Consider the following 18513-nt stretch of genomic DNA (forward strand, 5'->3'; position numbering starts at 1 on the left):
CTTTATGGGAATGAAATAGAGCTGTCCACTTCATTTCCCCACACATCCCAACCGGGTGTGGATTGACGAGCAAACAGTTCTATGCGCGGGAGATCACCCATCAATGAGACAATGCGTTCTCTGGCTTCCTGCGGTTTTTTTGAATGTTCTTCAATGTGAGAGACAATGACCTGATGAACAGCTGCGTTTATACGCTTGGGATGTCCTTTCGTTGCGAGGATACAAAGTTCCACATTGGAGCGCGTCCAATATCCCATTCCCCAGAACAAGCTATCTGCCTTTCGATTTTGCTTTACCCAAACAAAGCCGACGGTTTTATAGGTAAATCCCCATGCCTTCAGAACTGAGAGACCTTCCAGTAAACATGGAATCGTGACCCATAAAAACAAGGCACAGTCTTTATCCGCCAAGTTGCCTACTGGCAGCGCACAAATATCCTCGATACTCATGGTCGGATAGTGACTTTCTGCACTGCGTCCCAATCCTTTCTTGGAATATACTTTGTAGTTCCATGGCGGGTCTGCGTAAATGATTTGATATTTTTTCATACAGAACCCTCCTTTAGTGCGCCTGAAAGACTGATTTTGCGAGACTGCCGGTTTTGAACAGCGTAAAGCACAGCAGTACGGTGTAGCCCACGCAGCTCCAGATTGCCATGATGATGTCATCTTCCAGAGCGATGTTCTGCACCAGCACAGCATAAATTGCCACGCAGACGATAATGAGAAACGCCTGAAAGCCCAGCGCCAGCAGGGATCGGAGGTAATTCTGTCCCATACCGCCCCATTCTTTACCCATCATTGCAGCCATTGGAACGGGAGCCACCGAAGTCACAAGGTAGATTTCGATCATACGGCCATAAATAACGATAAAGATACAGATATATAACGCCCACATAGTAATGCCAATAAAGAGGGATTGGAACCACAGTCCGAACAGCGGTCCCAGATCCATTTCCATCAGCCTCGGTTCCAGATCGGTCATAACTGAGGAAATGTCAATGGACGCATCCGAATTGATAACCCCTGCCGCCTGCGCCACTACGCTCTGCGCCATATCAAAGACGCCCATCACGATATTCCATGTATTTGTGACAATGAGGATGGCAGCGGCTGATTTGAACACCCACTTGAAAATCATCCAGGTGTCCACATCATGCAGGTTGTTCTTGTCTGCGATCATCTGGATCAGGTCTACGGTCATCACGATAGCCAGGATCACGCCTGCAATCGGCACCATGATGGAGTTGGACAGATTCTCAATCATGCTGAAAATACTGCCATTCCATCCCTGTGGGGTCTGGCCTACCTGTACGGATATATCCGCGACCTGCTGGTTTACACTGTCAAACATCCCCGAAAGGTTGCTCATAATGCCGCCCACCAGCATTTCTTTCAGCCAATTTGTCAGGGCTTCAAGTAAGAAATCCATACGGTGTCAACCTCCTTTCCGCCGCCCCCGCAAAACTGCGGGAGCGGCAAGGATTTCATACGGAGACGCTTAGACAGAGAAAAGCCCGGAGAGCAGAGGTACAAGGACCATGCCTACCACGGCTACACCAGCACCGGCCATGAGCTGTTTTATACCCAATTAGGTGTAAAACTCTGCTCGATGGCGGGCGGCGGCGTACAAAAAATCTATATGGTGTTTTTAAGAGAACCGTCCCGGCGGGACAGGTCAGGCAGTGACCTGTTCCACCTCTGGGATGGGTTTGAGATTAAAATGAATTTCGATAGAAATGTGTCTTGTTTTATCTTCGTCAATGCGCTCATGCACGACGATTTCTTTGATTAAGCGGTTAAGGGTGGCTGCGTCCAGCTCTGTGATATTGGCGTATTCCTGAATGGCTTCCACCCATTGTTTTGCGTCATTGGCAAGCTGGACTTCATCGGACAGCCGCTTTCTGCCCTCGGACACTTTTGCTTTAAGCTCCGCTTGCTCGGTCTGTGTCTTTTCCAGCATGGTGTTGAAATTCTGCTCACTGATACGCCCTGCAATCATATCCTCATACAGCCGCATGACCATTTTATCCAGAACCTCAATCCGTTCCTCGTCCCTTGTAAGGGAGCGTTCCATTGCTTCCCGCTGTTCCCGCTGCTCGGCTTCACAGGTATTAGTCAGGCGGTCGGCAACCGCTTTCCCGTCCATCAGGGCAGCTCTGGCACATTCCCGGATTTTCCGCAGCACATGGCTGTAAAGGGTGTCATAGTCAATCCGGTGCTGGGTGCAGTGGTTCTTTCCAAAGGCATTGTAGGTCTTGCAGGAATAAATCTGCTGGGGATGTTTTGCGTTTGTGTAGCGTATCGTCAGCGACTTCCCACACTCGCCGCATTTTATCAGTCCGGCAAACAGGCTGATTTCATTGGTCTGCCCCGGACGCTGGCGGGATTTCAGCTTGTTCTGCACAATGTCAAAGCTCATGCGGTCAATCAGCGGTTCATGCTGTCCCTCCACCACAATCCAGTCCTCCGGCTTCTTTTCTCCAATCGTGCCGATTTTGAAACGGTAGTCTTTTTTCTGGGAAGCAATCGCCCCGGTGTAGACGGGATTCATCAAGAGGTCTTTGATAACGGAGAAGTCCCACATATACCGTCCGTTTTCTGGGTCTTTCTTTTCCCATTTGGTGCGGGTATTGCGAAGCCCCCGTTCCCGGTTCCACCATGTGGGGCAGGGGATTTTTTCTTCCTCCAGCCGTCTGCGGATATAGTTCGGACCATGACCGTTCAGGGCATATCCGAAAATCAGCCGCACAATCGGGGCGGTTTCCTCGTCAATGAGCAGATGGTTTCTGTCCTCTGGGTCTTTCCGATACCCAAAGGGGGCAAGACACCCGGTAAACTGTCCTTTCTGCGCTTTCAGAAGATAAGAGGAATGGACTTTCTTGGAAATATCCTTGCTGTACATCTCGTTCAGGATATTCTTGAACGGGGCAATATCGTTGTTATCCCGCAGGGTGTCGATACCGTCATTCATGGCGATATAGCGGACACCGTTTCTTGGGAAAAAGTCCTCAATCAAATGCCCGGTTTGCAGATAGTTACGCCCCAGTCGGCTGAGGTCTTTCGTGATGACAAGGTTGATCTGCCTGCGCTCAATGGCTCTCAACATTCTCTGTAAATCAGGACGCTCCATGTTAAGACCTGTGAAGCCATCATCCTGATAGACTGCCACAACCTCCCATCCCTGCTTTTCGCAGTATTTTTCCAGCATATCCCGCTGGTTTGCGATACTGGCACTTTCGCCTTGCAGGTCATCGTCCTTTGACAGTCTGCAATAGACCGCTGCACGATACCCTCCGGCAAGTGCCGAACCGATTGTTCTGTATTCCATTTCGTTCATCATAGCCATTTACCCACACAATCCAGACGGTATCTGGCTCTTTTGAACCTCATCTTCATTATAGCTCATATCTTTCCTTTTAGCAAGATATTCTTTCGTATTTGTCTTACCGTATTTCTGGGAAATCAGGCTGACGAACACATCGGTTGCGTCCAGTTCCCCGTCAAATACCGTTGTAACATGAATCTCTGTTTTGTTTTTTGCCATAGGCAGTTATCCTCCATACATGAAAATAGCCAGACAGAGGGTGTCGGCAACGAAGTCCGGCAACGGGCTTCAAAAGACCTTGCAAACAATCTCAATCTGGCGGTGGTTACTATTTATACTTTTCTTTTATTTTTCTGTTGTTTTGGTTGTTATAAGGGAGAAAAGCCGATAGTTTCGGGATTCTCCCCGGCAACCGGCTCGGCAACGGGATAGCAACAGGGGGTGCAACGGGCTGTCATTTTCAGAATGGAAGCTCCATCTGTTCTGTGACCTCCACAAAACCGTCCATCGTTTTTTCAGACGGGTTGCCGGAGTCCGTTGCCGGGTTTTCACGCTCCCAGCCCTTTTGTCTGCCGTATTCGGAAAACATTCTTGGATTCGGGAAGTACCGCCAGCGGTCAATACACTGGTTCATTATCTCGTTGATTTCCCGGATTTCCCATTGCTTCGGTTCGTCAAAAGCATGGTTCAAGGCTTCCTTATAGAGCTGCTTGGAGCAGACCATGCTCCCGGTGTACTTATCAAGGTATGCCTGTATCATCCCGGCTTTGGTGTCCTCCGGCATAAAATCCCGCTGGTGTTCTTTGAGATACCGCTGCATGGCGGGGCTGAAAGCCAGCTTGAACCTGCCGCTTCGGTAAATCTCCATCGCTTCCGCCCACATCTGCTCAATATAGGCTCTGGAAGCAGCTTCGTCCTCCAAAATGTGAACCTCGGCTTGCTCCGGGTACACCATGACGGGGATAAAGCGGCGGTTGCCGGAACGGTCAAGGGGCAGGAAGTCAAGGGCATTGGAAGTGCCGCCAAACACGCACTGACGGGGGCGGTCTGCCGGGTGGGTTTCATAGGGTATCTTGTAAACCTCTTTCTGCCGGCTTAAAAATGACTTGATTTCCTCAATGCTCTTGGCGTTTGCGGTTGCCATCATTTCCGACATTTCGATAATCCAGTGACCTTGCAGCTTGCGATACACATTGTCATCGTCCAGCTTCCGCAAATCATCGGAGAACCACTCGTCCCGGACTGCCAGCAGACGGAAGAAGGTGGACTTGCCAGCCCCCTGACCGCCTACCAGACAGAGCATGATTTCAAACTTACACCCCGGCTGAAAGGCTCGTGAGATTGCACCCAGCAGGAACAGCTTCAACGCTTCATAGGTGTAATCGTCTGCGTCAGCCCCCAGAAAGTGCCGCAGACAGAAACGGATTCGTTCTGTCCCGTCCCACACAAGGGCACTTAGGTAGTCCCGGATGGGATGGTACTTGTTTTCATTCGCCACAATCCCGATGGCGTTATCAATCTTTTTCTCATTGGTAAGCCCGTAGGTTTCTTCCAGATAGAGAAGCAGATACTTCATGTCCGTATCGTTCAGGGCGGTGCTTTCTCTGTGGAAGCCGATGGGCTTTATGATGTCCTTGCGGTCAGTTAGAATGTTGTATGCGATAGCCCCGGAAAGCAGAGGGTCACGCTGGAATACGGTCAGGCAGTTCCGGATGCTCTGACGGACACCGCCTTTCTCGGTGGTTTCCAGCCCCGCCTTGATTTCCTCAATGCTCTGGGGCGGCTGCATGGCGTTCATGGTGTTTTTTAGTTCCTGCTGCGTCTGCGGCTGCAAGCTCTGCCATTCGCTGTTCAAGCTGTATCACATCCTTTCCGTAGTCCGTAATCAAAGCCGCTTTTTCCTCTGTCTCCCCGAACAGCAGCACATCCAGCAGATATTCCACTTGGTCTTGCTTCTGTAAGGCTTCCACAAACCGGGGATGAAAGGCTTCCTCCGGGGAGTGCGGGGCGTAGTCCGTTCTCCATGCCATAAGCAAGTGAAGATAATCGGTAAGAATACGGAAGCAACGGTTTTTTGCTTCCTGAAACTGTTCCTCCGGGGATTTCTGCCGGGGCTTGGGCTTTTTTACCTTCCCCGGCGGTTTCCAGTCCTCATAGGAAAGCCCGAAGTCCTGTGCCAGCTGTACGGCAGCTTCTTTCTTTCCCAGCCCATACAGGGCGGCGGCAAAATCAATCACATCCCCATCCGCACCGCAGCCGAAGCAGTGGTAACGCCGATCCAGCTTCATGCTTGGGGTTTTATCGTTATGGAACGGGCAGCAAGCCATCCCGTTCCGGCCTACACGGATTCCATAATGCTCCGCAGCCTGTCTTGTTGTGACGGACTGCTTCACAGCTTCAAATACATTCAAATCTATCCCTCCTTGAAAAAAAGAAAAGCACCTGACATTCTCAATCTGAAAATGGCAAGTGCCTGTTAAAGTTCCATATCCTGTTGTTTGTGTTTTGTCTGCACCGGGGCAGTTCTTTGTGCTTTTTTCTCGTCCGCCTTATCCTGCAAGACTTCCTTGATAGGCTGCTTCTTGGGCGGCTCTTTGCTTTCCTCTGTGCCGGGTGTGGCTTTCCGTACCCAGTAGCGGATGTCCCGCAGTTTCTTCAAGTCCTCCTGTACCTCGGTCAGCGGTACTTTCAGGTCTGCGATTTCGCTGAGAAGCGTTTCCTGCTCCTGTTGCAGCTCCTTTTTCGTTTTATCCTTATCGTCCGGGTGCTTGGCAAGGTAGGCGGCGGCTTTCTCATACCGGGCAACCTCCAGGTGTTCCTGCTTGAACGCTTCCTTTGTTTTCTTGAAAAATATCTTCTGGTACTTCTCATAGACAGGCTTACATTCCTTGCAGTCTGTCCGGCTGGCAAGAATCCCGTCAATCACTTTGCTTCGGGCTTCCTTTGGCTTCATCTGATTGCGGTAATCTGCGGCTGATTTCCCGGAAGATTCCAGAAATGCTTCTAAGTCCTCCACAGTGGAAAGCCCCTTTTGCCGGAGATAGGACAGGGCTTCGCTGACTGCCTTTAAGTCCTGTGAAGTCCCCCGGTTCTGTCCAGCCCTCGTCCAGTCCTTCCGTTCTTCCTTTCGTATCTCCATGTACTTCATCAGCAGATTGGGAAGAAGTGTCGCTTCCTCCGCCGCTTTTTGTGCAAGCAGCTCTTTCCGTTTTTCTCCCAGCTCGGTAATCCAGCCTTTGAGGTTTTGGATAAGCTGCCGGATGGACTTCATCAGATTGTTGGCGGCTCTGATTTCCCGGTTCAGGTTGCCGATATTCGTCTGGATACCACGCTTTTCCATCTGGCGGACAGCAGCACCCTCATGGATAGTGGGGACTATATCAAGCCCCTGTCTGGCATAGGAACGCAAGTCCACACGCTCCGGGCGGTCATTGGTTTCCAGATAGCGGTTCTGGATAACCTCCCATTCATGCCGCCAGATTTCACAATACTTCTGGTCGTTCCAGTCAACCGTATCCTCCTTGTGGCTTTTCCACCTGCCGGACGGAAGTTTGATCCGTTCCCCGTTTTCGTCAAGGTCATAAACCTTGCGGCTCTTGGGAAGCCATTTTCCATGTTCGTCCATTGCCCTCATAGTGAGCATGACATGGGCGTGGGGATTGTGTCCCGGCGGATGGGGGTCATGGATTGCAAAATCAGCAATCATGCCTTTGGAAACAAACTGCTGCTCACAAAACTCCCGGACAAGGACAGCATATTGGTCGGGTGGTATCTCTCTTGGGATGGTAAGCACCCACCGCCTTGCAAGCTGAGAGTTCCATTGCTTCTCCACCGCTTCGGCGGCGTTCCATAAGGTATTGCGGTCTGTATATTCCTGTGGGGCATTTGCCGGGAGCAGGATTTCATTGTGGACGATACCACGCTTTTCTGGGTAGTGCTTCACTTGCTGGTCGTATTCACAGAACAGCTTTTCGCCACTCTGGTAAGCAGCGGCGGCAACAGCAGACTGGCGATTGCTGCGCTGTACAATAGAGATTTGATTGTGTGGACAGGGCATTTTGTGTTCCTCCTTTCCGATTTTTGGCAGAAAAAAAGCAGGAGACCTTTTTCAGATTTCCTGCTTGATGTGCCGCTGTGTGGGCGGCGGGTATTTAGTTGTAAAAGTTCGGGACAAGTTGTCCCGATGTAAGGGGAGAGCGTCAAACTGGAAGTTATACAATAGGGTTCAAATCACCATCGTAGTATCGTTTGCTTTTCGGTCTACCATTGACTTTAATTATATAGAAATAGCAGTTTAACTTGAAATGCCAAGCAATATCACAAACTATACCTATCATATCGGGATGATTACAAGGGGAAACACATTCTCCATAAATATATTGGGGAGGTGCTGACAATTCTTTAACATGCTTAATATCCAGTTTGTATGTAGTTTTTGGGGATATAATCACCACTTCACCATTCTCTTTTCTTTTGTATTGAATAACGGTCTGAAATAATCCATCTTGTATGGCGTTACTATCAAGACATACTCCCCACATTTTGTTCTCCTTTCGCAACTTCTAATTTGTCACTGACTTTATTATACTGCATCGCCTATCGAAAAGATAGCGTATTTTATGAAACTTGTCGGCTGGGAACAGCTTGCATCGCAAGGTGTCCCCAGATGGCAAGTCCACAAAAGGGTAGCTGGCGGCAGCCAGCGCAGGGGAAGCGTAGCGTCCCCTGTATGATTTGGAGCAGACCATGACTGCGGAAAATCACAGCCCTCCGGCGAGGAGCCTTCGGAGAACGCAATGCACCAACCTCTGGGTGGTGTATAATTGCGCCCTTAGTAAACTAAGGGGTTTCCGGCTTCTCCCGTTCCAGCAGTTTTTTCAATAGTTCCTGCGTGTCCTGCCTGTGAAAAATGAGTTTCAACAACAGCATGACATCATCATCTGTCAGGCGTTCCGGCTCTTGCAGAAAACTTTCCAGCATACCGCCACGAGTACAGATCCGGTGCGTCCGTTCCTTTCGGGTAAGCTGCTTTAACTGGTGCTGCAATGCCTTTTCATCATTGATTGCTTTCCGCAGTTTCTTTTCGCTTTTCTCCAGCTCCCGGTTTAGCTTTTCCAGCTTTGAGGTATCAGGCAAGGGCAGCGTCCCCCTTTCCCGGTATCAGTACATAAATCCGGTTTGGTTCTCCAACGCCCTGACGCACCCGCATGATAAGTCCGGCGGTTTCCAGTTCATTCAAAGAACGCTTGACCGTCATGGGGCTGCGGGACAAGACTGCGGCAATGGCTGTGACAGGGAAGCAGACAAACAGGATTCCGTTCTCGTCCTCCTGCCCTTTGGATAGCATAGCGTCCAGCATCCGGCAGTACATGACCTTTGCGGTGCTGCTGACTGGAAAGCCTGTCAACGCTATGGGAAAGGGCATACAGGGCGGCAATGGTGTGTCTATCGTCATAAATTCAAAATTCATTCGGTGTGTTCCTCCTTTTTCTTTGCTCGTTTGGATAAATAACGGGGGCAGTCAATCACAACTGCCCGGAAGCTCTGCCTGCACCCATGCTGGCATTTCCGGCATAATTCGTTGTAAGTGACACGCCCCCGGTCATTGAGGTAAAAGGAAAGCTCATGCTTCCTCTTTTTGCTCATTCTCGGCATATTGTGTTTCCTCCCGTTTTAGTGTATGGTTTCGGGGCGATTTTCGGCAAAATTACAGTCATAGAACCGCCTAAAATCTCCCGAAGTATCAGCGATAGGGTAGACTATCCCCCTATCAGATTGTCGTGTTTCGGTATCATTTCGGTGTCAGTTCGCCAGTTCTCCCCGGTGTCGTTCCTCCCCTGAATCTCACAGCGGCGTATCGCTCCCTTTGGTATGCTCGTTTCGGTCAGGGTTCCTCCATATCCCTGCCAAAAGTCATGGCACTACATCGCCGGGGAAGCATATCCCACACAGGCTGGTCATTCGATTGGAATAATCCATCGATGAACTACCTGTATCATAGAACATTTTTGTGCCCTGTGCCGTATGTCCACAAAGTAGGAATTAGGAGTAAAAATCAGAAATTTCCACGATTGCGGAAAGTGTGATATAATCCAGTTAAGCGGCAGCAATGAAACCGCCGGAAAGGAGTGTGCGCCCATGAAAGGAGCAACAAGCATACAGGAACGCCTTTGGGAACTCCGCAAGGACAAAGGCTTAAATCTGGAAGAACTATCAAAGCTGACGGGTATTTCCAAATCTGCTCTCGGAAGTTATGAAAAAGAGGATTTTAAGGAAATCAATCATGGCAACCTTATCACGCTGGCAGACTTCTATGGGGTTTCCGTTGATTATCTACTGTGCCGGACAGAGAACAGGGAGCAGATCAACACGTCATTGACGGAGCTGCATTTGAATGATGAGATGGTAGCACTGCTGAAAAGCGGTCGGATTAACAACCGTCTGCTCTGTGAGCTTGCCACACATAAAGATTTTATCAAGTTTCTTGCAGACATTGAGATTTATGTGGACGGGATTGCCACCATGCAGATTCAAAATCTCAATGCACTTGTCGATACCGTCCGGCATGAAATCATTGAACGGTATCGCCCCGGCGAAGATGACCCGCATTTGAAAGTGCTGCAAGCCGCCCATATCAGCGATGATGAGTATTTTAGTCACATGGTTCTGGATGACCTCAACCTCATTATCCGGGATATTCGGGAAGCCCACAAAAAGGACAGTGAGAGTGCACCCCAGACCACCGTTGCCGATGAACTGAAAGAAAATCTGGAAGCGGTCGAAAATTTCAAGGGCAGCCGGGATGAAAAGCTCGTTGTACTTTACTGCAAGCAGCTTGGTATCAACTATAAAAATCTGTCAGATGAAGAATTTCGCTGGCTCATTCGGATTCTCAAAAAATCAAAGAAAATGGGAACGCCTATCAGCCAGAGGAAAAAACGATAAAGAAAAACCGCTGTTGCATGGTTTGTTGGCTTCCATGTAGCAGCGGTTTGTGCTGTGGTTATTCAGTTAAAATTTAGGGCGATAAACTAAGGATACAACTAAAATACGCCCTATAATTGAATTGCCGATTTCTCTGAATCATTTATATATACTGCAATCGAATCTGTTTCTTTCATATACGGCTTATCCCATAAGAGATGGCTTTTGTGATGATAAATCTTCCCTCCGTATGTATAGCTGTAAAGAACTCTGTACGGGGACTTTTTCCCATATTGTAGAAACTTCTGCATATATACTTTTTCTACAATCCCATTAACTTTAATTCCGTTAGAAATCAACTCGTAATAGGATTTCTTCTTTGCAGAAGCAAGAGCTGTAAAAATTGCTTGTGCAATTAAAAAAGCGACACCAAGTACAGAAAAAACAATCCCAATGTTCCTTTGACTTTGGACTATTGACGTTGATGTAGGCTGTAATATTCCAATAAAACTAAGCAAACCAAAAACGATAAAAGCACAGCCTAAGCACATAGAAATAAGAGCATATAACTGTTCTGCATATTTGATTCTATTCATAGTATTCTCTCCTTTACAACTTCAACATTGTTGTTCCAATGCTTTTTTTAAGTCCAGAACAAATTGAGTTTGCTGCTTCTTCAAATAGAGTTTTACAAAAGGTTTCATAAACCACTTTTTAGGTGTCACATTTTCTGTAAAATCAATTTGTGTTTCATTTCCCTTAGCTGTAAAAATACCAATCCAATGCCCGGTCATATTGCTATTTTTCATGTCAAATTCCCAACGTTTATATGGCTCAACAGCAGTAATAGAAAATATAGTTGCATATCCGTCTTTCGTGTACTCAATAAACTGCTTATCATTTATGATTTCTGTTTTGCTTAAATCGCTTCGCCACTCACTATATTTATCAACAGCAAAAACAATATCCCAAACTTTATGAATATCATCATTGATAATCGTATTTATATTTGAGATTGCCATTTTCATGCCCCCTTCAAACTCTATTTTGTCATAATCATTCTACCATACCATTATGAATAAATCATCTCATGCAATACAATTTCTTCTGCCCGGTTGTGAATGTTATTGCAACGCTGCACCCATTCCATTTGAGAAGTACGCTTCAATTCCTCGGTTACGCCCTCGGCAGTTTTCATCTGCTCTATGATGGTGTCTAACCGTTCCTGTGCCTGTTCATTCAGGTCTGCAAGGTATGTCCATAACTCCCCGGTCAGGGTCAATGTGTTCAATCTGGCTGGGTGGACTTCTCTTAAATATTCCCGGTGCATCCGTCCGTACTTTCCGATAGGGCGGTGTTCCTCCGGCAGCTTCAAATCCGGGATATAGTAATCTCCGACAAGGATATAATCAATTCCGTTTTCCGTTATTCTTGGTTTCAATTCGTTCATGTTCCTTACCTCCTGTGGAAGCAAGCTCGTCTGGTACTAACTCAATCACATCGGTAATCTCACAATTCAGCGTTTCGCAGATACGGGCTAATGTGTCCATGCTGATGTGCTTTCCCTCTTTGCTCATGTTGGCAATCATATTCGTTGTCATACCAGCGGCAAGCCTTAAATCTTCTTTTCTCATATCACGCTCTAACAGTGTGTGCCAGAGTGGTTTATAGCTGATGTGCATATTGCTTTCCTGCCTTTCTATCCATACCGCCGGGGCGGCTGCCCCGGCAGGAACTTTTCTCTTATTATAGCACCAATCTTGTGAAATCACAATTTATTCTTGTGGACTGCCGCTGATACCGTCTGGATTGTGCTTTTCCTTTCTTTTTGTTCCCTTTAATTAGCCATGAACTGCTTCATGCCCTGGCTCTTTGCTTATGTGTGATAAAGAAGTAATAGAAGTGTAAAAAATTTTGCCGTTCCTATCCGGCACATGAGGTATGTCGGATAGGTCGGGCGGTTAGGTGTCGGGCAGTTCTACCTTGCCGACAAAAGAATAATAGATTTCGATTTCCTGTCTGCGTAACTTGCCCCGGCGTTTCCCGTCAAGGGCAACGCTTTCATGGACAACGATTTTCTCCACAAACTCCCGCAGCAGAGTAGGGGTAAGTTCTTCAATGGTAGTGTGCCTGCGTACCACATTCATAAACTTTTCAGCGTTTGCGGTGGCTTCCTGCGCTTTGGAAAGTTCTTCCCGCAGTCTGGCGGCACGTTCTTTCAGTTCTTTCTGCTCGGCTTCATAGTCTGCCGACAGCTCTGTGAAACGCTCGTCCGATATGCGCCCGGTTACGCTGTCCTCATACAGCCGCTTGAAGATAGCAGATAACTCGGCTATGCGTTTCTCGGCGGCTTCCAGCTCCTTTTTCTTGGCGGCGTTCCTGCGTCTGTCCCCGTCCTCATTCTGCTCGATTAAAAGCTTCATAAACCGGGCTTCATGCTTTGCCGCATAGCTGGTAACTTTCCGCAGATTGGAGAGTACGCCAGCGGTCAAGAGGTCAGTGCGGATAAAGTGCGCTGTGCAGTCGGCGGTGCGTTTCTTGTAGCTTCCGCAGATATAACAGTCCTGCTTGCGCTTGTCCGTCTGGTATCGCTGCTGGTACATGACGCTGCCGCAGTCGGCACAAAAGAGTATGCCGGAGAACAAGCCCACTTCGTCATAACGGTTGGGGCGTTTGCGCTGCTTGCGTAACTCCTGCACCCGTTCCCACGTTTCCCGGTCAATGATAGGCTCATGGTGGTTCTCAAAAACCGCCTGCTTTTCCGGGGGATTTTCTATGCTGTGTTTCAGCTTGTAGGACGGCTTCTCGGTCTTAAAGTTTACCAGACAGCCCGTATATTCCCGGTTTTCCAGCAGATGAACCACGGTATTGGTCGCCCACTTGCACTCATAGCCGGGGTGGTAGCGGCGGGTGCTGCCCGTCCTGCGGTATTCCAGCGTCCCCGGCGTGGGGATTTGCTGCTCGGTCAGCATACGGGCTATCTTGGTCGGACCGTTCCCGGCAAGGCAAAGGCTGTAAATCTGCCGTACCACCGGGGCGGCTTCCTCGTCAATGATAAAGTTTTCGTCCTCGTCCATGAGGTAGCCATAGACGGGCTTGCTTGTGATGGGCTTTCCGCTCATGCCCTTAGAGCGTTTTACTGCCTTGATTTTCTTGCTCGTATCTCTCACCAGCCATTCGTTAAAAATGTTCCGCAGCGGGGCAAAATCATTTTCCCCCTGTGCGCTGTCCACTCCGTCATTGATAGCGATGAAGCGGACACCTTTCTGTGGGAAAATCATTTCTGTGTACATTCCCACCTGTAAGTAGTTTCGCCCTAACCTCGACATATCCTTGACGATAACTGTCCCGACTTTCCCTGCTTCAATGTCTGCAAGCATGGCTTGAAATCCGGGTCTTTGAAAGTTCGCACCGGAATAACCGTCGTCGGTGTACCAGCGCAGATTAGAAAATCCATTCTGTTTGGCATAGGTTTCCAAAATCCTCTTTTGGTTGGAAATGGAATTGCTCTCGCCTTGCAGCTCGTCCTCATGGGACAGTCTTGGGTAAAGGGCGGTAATGAGTTGCTGGGTGGTCTGTCTTAACATAAATTCCTCCGTTTCCGACAGCCAGCCCCACTATTCCGTACCTTGATTGTACCACATGGGGCGGCTGTCTGTATAGCGGCAAAAGCGTCAAATCTGCTTCTTTACGGTCGGTAAAAATGACGGTTTTTCAATCAGGCTTATCACAGGTCAAATATCCGGCGGCGGCTTCTGCTTCCAGCACTTTCATCATCTTGTCAGCGGCGGTGTCGGTCGCCCCCTCCTTGAAAAAGCCAGACACCACAAGGATTGTGTTGCCTATCCTCGTTTCGGTCACGCAGTCCGGGCGGCGGGCAGGGCGTTTGTTTCTCTGGGTGTCGGTCATAGGCAAATCTCCTTTCCGGCAAGCAGCCGTTTCAGCTGTTCCATTTTTCCCTGTGCGGCGGCTTTCCTCAAATTCTCCCCGGTAAAGCAGAGAGGGGAACACATTTCAAGCAGGCGGTCATAAATCCGGGCGTGGGCGGTGTCCTCCGGGTGCTGCAATTCCTCCAGCGTGAGGTTGGTCGTCACAATCAGCGGCTTCCTGCTCCGGTAGCGGCTGTCAATCACATTGTAGACCTGTTCCAGACCGTATTCTGTGCCACGCTCCATTCCAAAATCGTCAATGATGAGCAGGGGGAAGCTGCAAAGGCGGGAAATATATTCGTTCCTGCCCGCAAAGCTGGCGGCAAGGTCGTTTAATATTGCTGCAAAGTTTGTCATGCACACCGGGACTTCCTGCTCCATGAGGGCGTTTGCAATACACCCGGCAAAATAGCTTTTCCCAGTGCCTACCCTGCCCCACAAGAGCAGCCCGTAGTTCCCGTCCTTTATCTGTTCCCAGCGTGCCACATATCCGGCGGCGTTCTTCATCTGCGGGCAGCTGCCGTTATCGTTGGCAAATGTCCAGTCCTGCATGGTCTTGTCTGTAAAGCCCTGCCGTTTCAGCCGTTCCACCGTTTCAAGGTGGCTGCGCCGCTTCTCGGCGGCTTCCCGTTCCTTACGGGCTGCCCGCTGGCAGTCGCACTCTGACGGGTGGCGGTCACGCCCGAAAAAGGTCTTGCCCTCCGGGAAATAGGCTTCTTTGGGTTTCCGGCATTTGCCGCAGTATAAAAGCCCGTCCTCCCCGGTGTAATCCTCCGGCTCGGCTGTGGTGTCGGTCATAGGCAGTATGGTGTTGTGGATTGTATCGGTCATAGGCTTTCTCCCTCCTTGAATGAATAGTCCGGTATGCCTTTCTTTGGCTTCTCTTTGGCAGCGTCCTCCTGCGCCCACTTGTAAATGGTGGCTGCATGGCTCTGGTACTGCTTCCCGGTGGAAGCGATGTGGCAGGAAAGGCGGTCAAGGTAATACTCCCACTTGCCGGGGAAGTCCTGTTCCAGCTCCAAAAGTTCTGTGTCAGAAAGAAATACATTTTTATATCTGCCATAAGCGGCGGGGGGCTGCCCCTCACTCGCTCCTTTTGTTTGGCTCTCTATTAGGTTGTTTATATTAGTTTGGTTAGGGGACGGTTTTCCGACCGTCATAAGGTCAGTTTTCCGGCTGTCAGTTGGTCGGTTTCCCGCCCTTATGAGGGGCGGTTTTCCGTCCGTCAGTTGGTCGGAAAACTGTACCACTGGGATAGGCGGCACTTTCACATACAGACGGTTGGCGGCAGAAAAGCCCGTCCGTCTGCGTTCCAGCAGCCCGGCAGCGTCCAGTTCGTTCAGTGCGCCCTTTATGGTGGTGCAGCCTTTATCCAGCATTTCCGCTATCTCTGCTATGGGGTAGACAATGTATGTCCGTCCCTCGCTGTCCTGCCAGCCGTTCTTCTGCGAAAGGGTGGAACGGTCTAACAGCAGCGCATATAACTCTCTTGCGGTGTGGGATAGGTCTGTTTCCAGCAGGAAACGGGGGTAAGGCAGGTAAGCGGGCAGCTCCGTTCCTGCGGTCATATAATCAGCGATAGGGTTCACCTCCTTGTGGTGTCTGTCTGTGGGTTCTGTTACGCTTTTAGGGGGCGTTTTTAAGGGAAAAGGATAAATGTATCACGCACCCTTTGACACCCTCCAAAAAAGCCTTGATTTATGCGGGTTTGAAATGCCCTAAAGCGTGACATTTCTCCCTTTGTTTCCGCTTCCGTTTGGCGGCGTTTATCCGCTTCATGCGTCCGGCGCAGTCCGGGCAGTATTTCCCCCGGTTGGATTTTGGGAAGAAGAACGCCCCGCAGACAGCGCAGCGTTTCCGGCTTCCCCGGCGCAAGAGGGCGGCTTCCAGTGCTTCATCAAGGGGCAGGACAGCGGCGGTAAACCAGCGGCAGAGCAGCGAATAGCTGATACTCTGTACACACACGCAAGGCTCGCCGTCCTCCAACAGCAGGCAGTTCCCGCTGTCATAGTTGCAGCACTCATGCACAAGGCGGCGGGCTGCCCGGTACTGGCGGTAGTCCATGCGGGGGATATTACCGTTCATGGCTCTGCTCCTTTCTGCGCTGCGGCTCGCTCCGGCGTAAAATCTGGTCGATATTGCCCTTGACAGTCTGCAAGCGGCGGTACTCCTCCCGTTTTGCCCGGTAATCGTTGTAGCCGCTGTTTTTCTCTTTGATAAGGCTTTCAATCTCTGCTTGCAGGGATTTATAGCTCGGCAGCTTGGAAATGCCGTTCTCCCTGAAATAGCGGGCGGCTGCGTCTGCTATGATAAAGTCACTTTCATGCTTCTGACGGTAGGCTGCTTTTGCTTTGGCGTTTTTCTGCTGTTTCAGCCCGTCCCGGACAGGGCGGGTCTTGGAATAGACAAGCACCTGCCGTTGCAGCTCCTTTTTCCCGTTCAGCGTCTTTTCCACCTGCTTCAACCACGCAAGGCTTTCCTGCATGGCGGCATAGGCGGCAGAACAGGCTTCGTCCAGTTCCTCCGGGGAGGAAAAGCCGTACTGCTGATAGGCGGTAACGGTAGCTGCCATTTGCTTTAGGTTGTGCTTTGCCGCCCAGCGGTCATAGCCCACGCCCTTGCCCTCGGCTCGCTTGGCTTCCCGGTCAACCATGCGCTGCAAGGTGTTGTCTGCCGGGGTGGTTTTTGCAGCTTTTTCCCCTTGTAACGGCTTTTTAACTGCGGCAGGGTATTCGGGTATGGCTTTGGTCTGTTCGGCAGCTCTGTGGGCGTTCTGCGTGAGCAGGGCAAGGACAGCAGCCTTGTCAAAATCGTCCCCCAGCTTTCGTGCTGTGATAGGCTTTGTCCTGTCCGGCGTGAGGTAGGAAAGCCGCCCCCGGCTCTTCTTGACGGTCACACCCTCCCGCAGCAAAAGGGAAGAAACCTCGTCAAAGCTGCCAGCTTGGGAAAGTGCCTGCCGTATCGTCCGGCGCAGCTTCGCCTTGTCCGTTTCAAACTTGGTGGGCTTGGTCGGCTGTCCGGCGGCTTCTCTGGCGGCGTTCTCTTTGTCAAGGGCAAGCTGCCCTTTCTTTGCCGCCCAGTATTCCCGTTCGGTTATCCGTTCCTTGCTGCCGTTCAAGAGGTCGATTTGGTAAAGCCCCTCCCGGTGGCACATTTCCATGACTTCGCTCTTGAAATATTCCATAGCGGCGTTGGTGCAGCGGTGCTTGCAGCCCTCCAGCGTGTCGGCTGGTCTGTCCATGTAGGGCAGAAGCGGGACTTCGTAAATCCGCAGGGAGTTGATGACGATATGCACATGGATATTCCCGCTGTGGTTATGCCCGTCCGGGTGGGTGCAGATTAGGGCTTGGTGTCCGGGGAAATGCTCCTTGCAGAACTGCTCGCCCAGCTCCTGCGCCCGGTCTACGGTCAAGCCGTTGTCTGTCCCGTCCCGTGGGTCAAAGCTGATGATATAGTGGTGGCTTTTCACATCTTCCCGTTTTTGGTTTTTCTCATAGCGGAGATTGGCTCGCATACAGGCAACAGCGAAATCCTCGCCCCCGCAGTTGAGGGAAGAAATGCGGTAATCCTCCCTCGGTATCAGCCGCCCGTTTTCATCAAGGGTGGCTTTCATGGTAAACTCGTCATGCTCAAATGTGAGATAGGCTTCCGCTGCGCCATAGTCGGCGTTTTTAGAGCTGATATGTTTGAATGTTGCCAACAGCGTCACCCACTTTCTGCAAGACTTCAAACTTTAGGGCAGCAAGGTCGGAAACCGCCGCCCGTACCTCCCCGGCAAGCTGCGGATAGGGACTGTGCCACTCGTTCAGCGTCCGGGCTATCTGGTTTAAGTTGCCGCCGATCCTCCCGTATTCGGCGGTCAGCTTCCCGACAGCGGCAAGCAGCTCGTCATTGATGGGGGAAACGGTTATGATGGGGCGTATGGCTGCCCCGGTTATGGCTTGCCGGATAAACTCGGCTTGGCTCATGTGGTAAGCAGAAAGCCGCTGGGCAAACTCGGCGTATTCTTCCTCGGTCATGCGTGTTTTGACTACCCGGCTGCGGTGCGGCGTGTTGTATCGTTTCATAGGTGGTTGACCTCCTTTCTGTGCGTGGTGTCCTCTCACTAATAGGAGAAAAACAGGGTGTGAAGCGGAACTGTTTTTGAAAAATCCGAAAAATATTTTGAGGGGTTTTTCAGCGGCGCAAGCCGCATAAGCAGGGTTTGGGGAAGGCACTCCCCAACAAGATTCCCGCAGGGGCAAAATGAGCGATAAGCGAATTTTGGCACCTCGGTAGAATCTTGCTCTAAGAAACTGCCGGCCTGCCGTTCACTTGCTACTGCCACTTTTTC

The 18513-nt window shown here is 50.2% G+C and carries 23 protein-coding genes and 1 pseudogene; 1 reads left to right on the forward strand and 23 read right to left on the reverse strand.

The features are described from left to right. Positions 1 to 2 precede the first annotated feature (2 nt). The 12 genes and pseudogenes from DXC57_RS04690 to DXC57_RS04750 all read right to left on the reverse strand — a co-directional run bounded on the left by DXC57_RS04690 (position 3) and on the right by DXC57_RS04750 (position 8982). Positions 3 to 548: an MT-A70 family methyltransferase gene (locus tag DXC57_RS04690; protein WP_002589060.1), complete on the reverse strand. Its 546-nt coding sequence runs from the start codon at positions 546 to 548 to the stop codon at positions 3 to 5. 13 nt (positions 549 to 561) lie between these two features. Further along, positions 562 to 1431, reverse strand: coding sequence for a VirB6/TrbL-like conjugal transfer protein, CD1112 family (locus DXC57_RS04695; RefSeq protein ID WP_024724981.1), 870 nt, complete (start codon positions 1429 to 1431; stop codon positions 562 to 564). Positions 1432 to 1500: 69 nt separating this feature from the next. Then, a pseudogene (locus DXC57_RS04700) lies at positions 1501 to 1587 on the reverse strand (Maff2 family protein); the annotation flags it as partial. Positions 1588 to 1677: 90 nt separating this feature from the next. Then, positions 1678 to 3348: a recombinase family protein gene (locus DXC57_RS04705; protein ID WP_007887864.1), complete on the reverse strand. Its 1671-nt coding sequence runs from the start codon at positions 3346 to 3348 to the stop codon at positions 1678 to 1680. Beyond that, entirely contained in the window at positions 3349 to 3546 is a 198-nt protein-coding gene (locus DXC57_RS04710; protein WP_003020324.1) for a hypothetical protein, read from the reverse strand. 241 nt (positions 3547 to 3787) lie between these two features. After that, on the reverse strand, positions 3788 to 5125 hold the full coding sequence (locus DXC57_RS04720; protein ID WP_117452251.1) for a virulence-associated E family protein: 1338 nt from the start codon (positions 5123 to 5125) through the stop codon (positions 3788 to 3790). Beyond that, positions 5094 to 5738, reverse strand: coding sequence for a CHC2 zinc finger domain-containing protein (locus DXC57_RS04725; protein WP_109258349.1), 645 nt, complete (start codon positions 5736 to 5738; stop codon positions 5094 to 5096). The genes DXC57_RS04720 and DXC57_RS04725 overlap by 32 nt, the downstream gene beginning before the upstream one ends. A gap of 65 nt (positions 5739 to 5803) precedes the next feature. After that, a complete protein-coding gene (mobQ, locus tag DXC57_RS04730) occupies positions 5804 to 7384 on the reverse strand; it encodes a MobQ family relaxase (RefSeq protein WP_118651400.1) in 1581 nt (526 codons plus the stop codon). Positions 7385 to 7538: 154 nt separating this feature from the next. Beyond that, positions 7539 to 7868, reverse strand: coding sequence for a hypothetical protein (locus DXC57_RS04735; RefSeq protein ID WP_118651402.1), 330 nt, complete (start codon positions 7866 to 7868; stop codon positions 7539 to 7541). 298 nt (positions 7869 to 8166) lie between these two features. Continuing rightward, a complete protein-coding gene (locus DXC57_RS04740; RefSeq protein WP_118651404.1) occupies positions 8167 to 8463 on the reverse strand; it encodes a DUF3847 domain-containing protein in 297 nt (98 codons plus the stop codon). Further along, complete coding sequence (locus DXC57_RS04745; RefSeq protein WP_117762298.1) at positions 8456 to 8797, reverse strand: DeoR family transcriptional regulator; 342 nt, start codon at positions 8795 to 8797, stop codon at positions 8456 to 8458. Before DXC57_RS04745 ends, DXC57_RS04740 begins: the two co-directional genes overlap by 8 nt. Next, complete coding sequence (locus DXC57_RS04750) at positions 8794 to 8982, reverse strand: hypothetical protein (protein WP_005930722.1); 189 nt, start codon at positions 8980 to 8982, stop codon at positions 8794 to 8796. The genes DXC57_RS04745 and DXC57_RS04750 overlap by 4 nt, the downstream gene beginning before the upstream one ends. Before the next feature lie 483 nt (positions 8983 to 9465). Between DXC57_RS04750 and DXC57_RS04760 the strand changes: the two genes are divergently transcribed. Further along, positions 9466 to 10272 carry a helix-turn-helix domain-containing protein gene (locus DXC57_RS04760; RefSeq protein WP_003020299.1) on the forward strand — a complete coding sequence of 269 codons (807 nt, stop codon included), beginning with the start codon at positions 9466 to 9468 and terminating at the stop codon, positions 10270 to 10272. A gap of 110 nt (positions 10273 to 10382) precedes the next feature. On the opposite strand, the gene DXC57_RS04765 is transcribed toward DXC57_RS04760, so the two are convergent. The 11 genes from DXC57_RS04765 to DXC57_RS04815 form a co-directional block, all read right to left on the reverse strand. Further along, on the reverse strand, positions 10383 to 10847 hold the full coding sequence (locus DXC57_RS04765) for a hypothetical protein (protein WP_117554235.1): 465 nt from the start codon (positions 10845 to 10847) through the stop codon (positions 10383 to 10385). A gap of 21 nt (positions 10848 to 10868) precedes the next feature. Next, complete coding sequence (locus DXC57_RS04770) at positions 10869 to 11273, reverse strand: SRPBCC family protein (protein ID WP_117554236.1); 405 nt, start codon at positions 11271 to 11273, stop codon at positions 10869 to 10871. Positions 11274 to 11323: 50 nt separating this feature from the next. After that, positions 11324 to 11701 (reverse strand): TnpV protein, encoded by a 378-nt coding sequence (locus tag DXC57_RS04775; protein WP_118651405.1) that lies wholly within the window; start codon positions 11699 to 11701, stop codon positions 11324 to 11326. Continuing rightward, entirely contained in the window at positions 11661 to 11933 is a 273-nt protein-coding gene (locus DXC57_RS04780) for a helix-turn-helix domain-containing protein (RefSeq protein WP_110441883.1), read from the reverse strand. Before DXC57_RS04780 ends, DXC57_RS04775 begins: the two co-directional genes overlap by 41 nt. Positions 11934 to 12212: 279 nt before the next feature. Continuing rightward, a complete protein-coding gene (locus DXC57_RS04785; RefSeq protein WP_002594230.1) occupies positions 12213 to 13838 on the reverse strand; it encodes a recombinase family protein in 1626 nt (541 codons plus the stop codon). Between the two features lie 127 nt (positions 13839 to 13965). Beyond that, the gene (locus tag DXC57_RS04790; RefSeq protein ID WP_002594231.1) at positions 13966 to 14160 is read right to left on the reverse strand and encodes a transposon-encoded TnpW family protein; all 195 of its coding nucleotides are present in this window, start codon (positions 14158 to 14160) and stop codon (positions 13966 to 13968) included. Beyond that, entirely contained in the window at positions 14157 to 15011 is an 855-nt protein-coding gene (locus tag DXC57_RS04795) for an ATP-binding protein (RefSeq protein WP_002594232.1), read from the reverse strand. The genes DXC57_RS04790 and DXC57_RS04795 overlap by 4 nt, the downstream gene beginning before the upstream one ends. Beyond that, positions 15008 to 15748, reverse strand: a complete 741-nt coding sequence (locus DXC57_RS04800; RefSeq protein WP_002594233.1) for a replication initiator protein A — start codon at positions 15746 to 15748, stop codon at positions 15008 to 15010. Before DXC57_RS04800 ends, DXC57_RS04795 begins: the two co-directional genes overlap by 4 nt. Positions 15749 to 15878: 130 nt before the next feature. After that, complete coding sequence (locus DXC57_RS04805; protein ID WP_002594234.1) at positions 15879 to 16265, reverse strand: cysteine-rich VLP domain-containing protein; 387 nt, start codon at positions 16263 to 16265, stop codon at positions 15879 to 15881. Next, positions 16255 to 17880 carry a relaxase/mobilization nuclease domain-containing protein gene (locus tag DXC57_RS04810; RefSeq protein WP_118651407.1) on the reverse strand — a complete coding sequence of 542 codons (1626 nt, stop codon included), beginning with the start codon at positions 17878 to 17880 and terminating at the stop codon, positions 16255 to 16257. Before DXC57_RS04810 ends, DXC57_RS04805 begins: the two co-directional genes overlap by 11 nt. After that, positions 17852 to 18247: a plasmid mobilization relaxosome protein MobC gene (locus DXC57_RS04815; protein ID WP_002594236.1), complete on the reverse strand. Its 396-nt coding sequence runs from the start codon at positions 18245 to 18247 to the stop codon at positions 17852 to 17854. The genes DXC57_RS04810 and DXC57_RS04815 overlap by 29 nt, the downstream gene beginning before the upstream one ends. Positions 18248 to 18513: the final 266 nt, after the last annotated feature.

This window comes from Clostridium sp. TF06-15AC (genome assembly GCF_003481165.1).
Taxonomy (GTDB): domain Bacteria; phylum Bacillota; class Clostridia; order Lachnospirales; family Lachnospiraceae; genus Otoolea; species Otoolea fessa.

Excerpts from the sequence above, each read along its gene's own strand:
- DXC57_RS04690 (WP_002589060.1), bottom strand. The coding sequence starts at position 548 with ATGAAAAAATATCAAATCATTTACGCAGACCCGCCATGGAACTACAAA.
- DXC57_RS04695 (WP_024724981.1), bottom strand. The coding sequence starts at position 1,431 with ATGGATTTCTTACTTGAAGCCCTGACAAATTGGCTGAAAGAAATGCTG.
- DXC57_RS04705 (WP_007887864.1), bottom strand. The coding sequence starts at position 3,348 with ATGGCTATGATGAACGAAATGGAATACAGAACAATCGGTTCGGCACTT.
- DXC57_RS04710 (WP_003020324.1), bottom strand. The coding sequence starts at position 3,546 with ATGGCAAAAAACAAAACAGAGATTCATGTTACAACGGTATTTGACGGG.
- DXC57_RS04720 (WP_117452251.1), bottom strand. The coding sequence starts at position 5,125 with ATGAACGCCATGCAGCCGCCCCAGAGCATTGAGGAAATCAAGGCGGGG.
- mobQ (WP_118651400.1), bottom strand. The coding sequence starts at position 7,384 with ATGCCCTGTCCACACAATCAAATCTCTATTGTACAGCGCAGCAATCGC.
- DXC57_RS04735 (WP_118651402.1), bottom strand. The coding sequence starts at position 7,868 with ATGTGGGGAGTATGTCTTGATAGTAACGCCATACAAGATGGATTATTT.
- DXC57_RS04745 (WP_117762298.1), bottom strand. The coding sequence starts at position 8,797 with ATGAATTTTGAATTTATGACGATAGACACACCATTGCCGCCCTGTATG.
- DXC57_RS04750 (WP_005930722.1), bottom strand. The coding sequence starts at position 8,982 with ATGCCGAGAATGAGCAAAAAGAGGAAGCATGAGCTTTCCTTTTACCTC.
- DXC57_RS04760 (WP_003020299.1), top strand. The coding sequence starts at position 9,466 with ATGAAAGGAGCAACAAGCATACAGGAACGCCTTTGGGAACTCCGCAAG.
- DXC57_RS04765 (WP_117554235.1), bottom strand. The coding sequence starts at position 10,847 with ATGAATAGAATCAAATATGCAGAACAGTTATATGCTCTTATTTCTATG.
- DXC57_RS04770 (WP_117554236.1), bottom strand. The coding sequence starts at position 11,273 with ATGGCAATCTCAAATATAAATACGATTATCAATGATGATATTCATAAA.
- DXC57_RS04775 (WP_118651405.1), bottom strand. The coding sequence starts at position 11,701 with ATGAACGAATTGAAACCAAGAATAACGGAAAACGGAATTGATTATATC.
- DXC57_RS04780 (WP_110441883.1), bottom strand. The coding sequence starts at position 11,933 with ATGCACATCAGCTATAAACCACTCTGGCACACACTGTTAGAGCGTGAT.
- DXC57_RS04785 (WP_002594230.1), bottom strand. The coding sequence starts at position 13,838 with ATGTTAAGACAGACCACCCAGCAACTCATTACCGCCCTTTACCCAAGA.
- DXC57_RS04790 (WP_002594231.1), bottom strand. The coding sequence starts at position 14,160 with ATGACCGACACCCAGAGAAACAAACGCCCTGCCCGCCGCCCGGACTGC.
- DXC57_RS04795 (WP_002594232.1), bottom strand. The coding sequence starts at position 15,011 with ATGACCGATACAATCCACAACACCATACTGCCTATGACCGACACCACA.
- DXC57_RS04800 (WP_002594233.1), bottom strand. The coding sequence starts at position 15,748 with ATGACCGCAGGAACGGAGCTGCCCGCTTACCTGCCTTACCCCCGTTTC.
- DXC57_RS04805 (WP_002594234.1), bottom strand. The coding sequence starts at position 16,265 with ATGAACGGTAATATCCCCCGCATGGACTACCGCCAGTACCGGGCAGCC.
- DXC57_RS04815 (WP_002594236.1), bottom strand. The coding sequence starts at position 18,247 with ATGAAACGATACAACACGCCGCACCGCAGCCGGGTAGTCAAAACACGC.